At 52.9% G+C, this 3,265-nt stretch carries 2 rRNA genes; both read right to left on the minus strand.

Annotated features, from left to right (window positions below):
- Window positions 1-62 precede the first annotated feature (62 nt).
- A 5S ribosomal RNA gene (gene rrf / locus INF86_RS21775) occupies window positions 63-178 on the minus strand.
- Window positions 179-249: 71 nt separating this feature from the next.
- Window positions 250-3,154, minus strand: a 23S ribosomal RNA gene (locus INF86_RS21780).
- Between the last annotated feature and the right edge of the window lie 111 nt (window positions 3,155-3,265).

Here is a 3,265-nt window from a genome sequence, read left to right on the forward strand (position 1 = left end):
TTTTCAGAACGCACAAAGCAAAAAACCCCGCACCTTCCGGTACGGGGTTCTTTCTGATTGATGCCTGGCAGTTCCCTACTCTCACATGGGGAGACCCCACACTACCATCGGCGCTACGGCGTTTCACTTCTGAGTTCGGCATGGGGTCAGGTGGGACCACCGCGCTAAAGCCGCCAGGCAAATTCTGTTAATCTGTATCAGGCTGAAAATCGTGTCTGTCTCTCTTCGCCAAAACAGCTTCGGCGTTGTAAGGTTAAGCCTCACGGTTCATTAGTATCGGTTAGCTCAACGCATCGCTGCGCTTACACACCCGACCTATCAACGTCGTCGTCTTCAACGTTCCTTCAGGAGACTTAAAGTCTCAGGGAGAACTCATCTCGGGGCAAGTTTCGTGCTTAGATGCTTTCAGCACTTATCTTTTCCGCATTTAGCTACCGGGCAGTGCCATTGGCATGACAACCCGAACACCAGTGATGCGTCCACTCCGGTCCTCTCGTACTAGGAGCAGCCCCCCTCAATTCTCCAGCGCCCACGGCAGATAGGGACCGAACTGTCTCACGACGTTCTAAACCCAGCTCGCGTACCACTTTAAATGGCGAACAGCCATACCCTTGGGACCTACTTCAGCCCCAGGATGTGATGAGCCGACATCGAGGTGCCAAACACCGCCGTCGATATGAACTCTTGGGCGGTATCAGCCTGTTATCCCCGGAGTACCTTTTATCCGTTGAGCGATGGCCCTTCCATTCAGAACCACCGGATCACTATGACCTGCTTTCGCACCTGCTCGCGCCGTCACGCTCGCAGTCAAGCTGGCTTATGCCATTGCACTAACCTCCTGATGTCCGACCAGGATTAGCCAACCTTCGTGCTCCTCCGTTACTCTTTGGGAGGAGACCGCCCCAGTCAAACTACCCACCAGACACTGTCCGCAACCCGGATTACGGGTCTACGTTAGAACACCAGCCATTAAAGGGTGGTATTTCAAGGTTGGCTCCACGCAGACTGGCGTCCACGCTTCAAAGCCTCCCACCTATCCTACACATCAAGGACCAGTGTTCAGTGTCAAGCTATAGTAAAGGTTCACGGGGTCTTTCCGTCTTGCCGCGGGTACACTGCATCTTCACAGCGAGTTCAATTTCACTGAGTCTCGGGTGGAGACAGCCTGGCCATCATTACGCCATTCGTGCAGGTCGGAACTTACCCGACAAGGAATTTCGCTACCTTAGGACCGTTATAGTTACGGCCGCCGTTTACCGGGGCTTCGATCAAGAGCTTCGCGTTGCCGCTAACCCCATCAATTAACCTTCCGGCACCGGGCAGGCGTCACACCGTATACGTCCACTTTCGTGTTTGCACAGTGCTGTGTTTTTAATAAACAGTTGCAGCCAGCTGGTATCTTCGACTGATTTCAGCTCCGTCCGCAGGGACTTCACCTACATATCAGCGTGCCTTCTCCCGAAGTTACGGCACCATTTTGCCTAGTTCCTTCACCCGAGTTCTCTCAAGCGCCTTGGTATTCTCTACCTGACCACCTGTGTCGGTTTGGGGTACGATTTCGTGTTACCTGATGCTTAGAGGCTTTTCCTGGAAGCAGGGCATTTATCACTTCAGCACCGTAGTGCCTCGTCATCACACCTCAGCGTTAATAAGGTACCGGATTTACCTGGAACCTCCGCCTACATGCTTAAACCGGGACAACCGTCGCCCGGCTGACATAGCCTTCTCCGTCCCCCCTTCGCAGTAACACCAAGTACAGGAATATTAACCTGTTTCCCATCGACTACGCCTTTCGGCCTCGCCTTAGGGGTCGACTCACCCTGCCCCGATTAACGTTGGACAGGAACCCTTGGTCTTCCGGCGAGCGGGCTTTTCACCCGCTTTATCGTTACTTATGTCAGCATTCGCACTTCTGATACCTCCAGCATGCCTCACAGCACACCTTCAACGGCTTACAGAACGCTCCCCTACCCAACAACACATAGTGTCGCTGCCGCAGCTTCGGTGCATGGTTTAGCCCCGTTACATCTTCCGCGCAGGCCGACTCGACCAGTGAGCTATTACGCTTTCTTTAAATGATGGCTGCTTCTAAGCCAACATCCTGGCTGTCTGTGCCTTCCCACATCGTTTCCCACTTAACCATGACTTTGGGACCTTAGCTGGCGGTCTGGGTTGTTTCCCTCTTCACGACGGACGTTAGCACCCGCCGTGTGTCTCCCGTGATAACATTCTTCGGTATTCGTAGTTTGCATCGGGTTGGTAAGCCGGGATGGCCCCCTAGCCGAAACAGTGCTCTACCCCCGAAGATGAGTTCACGAGGCGCTACCTAAATAGCTTTCGGGGAGAACCAGCTATCTCCCGGTTTGATTGGCCTTTCACCCCCAGCCACAGGTCATCCGCTAATTTTTCAACATTAGTCGGTTCGGTCCTCCAGTTAGTGTTACCCAACCTTCAACCTGCCCATGGCTAGATCACCGGGTTTCGGGTCTATACCCTGCAACTTAACGCCCAGTTAAGACTCGGTTTCCCTTCGGCTCCCCTATACGGTTAACCTTGCTACAGAATATAAGTCGCTGACCCATTATACAAAAGGTACGCAGTCACCCCATAAAGAGGCTCCCACTGCTTGTACGTACACGGTTTCAGGTTCTTTTTCACTCCCCTCGCCGGGGTTCTTTTCGCCTTTCCCTCACGGTACTGGTTCACTATCGGTCAGTCAGGAGTATTTAGCCTTGGAGGATGGTCCCCCCATATTCAGACAGGATACCACGTGTCCCGCCCTACTCTTCGAGTTCACAGCAAGTGTGCTTTCGTGTACGGGACTATCACCCTGTACCGTCGGACTTTCCAGACCGTTCCACTAACACACAAGCTGATTCAGACTCCGGGCTGCTCCCCGTTCGCTCGCCGCTACTGGGGGAATCTCGGTTGATTTCTTTTCCTCGGGGTACTTAGATGTTTCAGTTCCCCCGGTTCGCCTCGTTAACCTATGTATTCAGTTAACGATAGTGCAACGGATTGCACTGGGTTTCCCCATTCGGACATCGCCGGGTCAAAGGTTCATATCACCTCGCCGGCGCTTTTCGCAGATTAGCACGTCCTTCATCGCCTCTGACTGCCAGGGCATCCACCGTGTACGCTTAGTCGCTTAACCTCACAACCCGAAGATGTTTCACTTCTGATTGCGAAAATTTGAGAGACTCGAACACACATGAGCTGTGTGTCGTTTCAATTTTCAGCTTGATCCAGATTTTTAAAGAGCAAA

This window comes from Enterobacter cloacae complex sp. I1M, from assembly GCF_014982425.1.
Taxonomy (GTDB): domain Bacteria; phylum Pseudomonadota; class Gammaproteobacteria; order Enterobacterales; family Enterobacteriaceae; genus Enterobacter; species Enterobacter intestinihominis.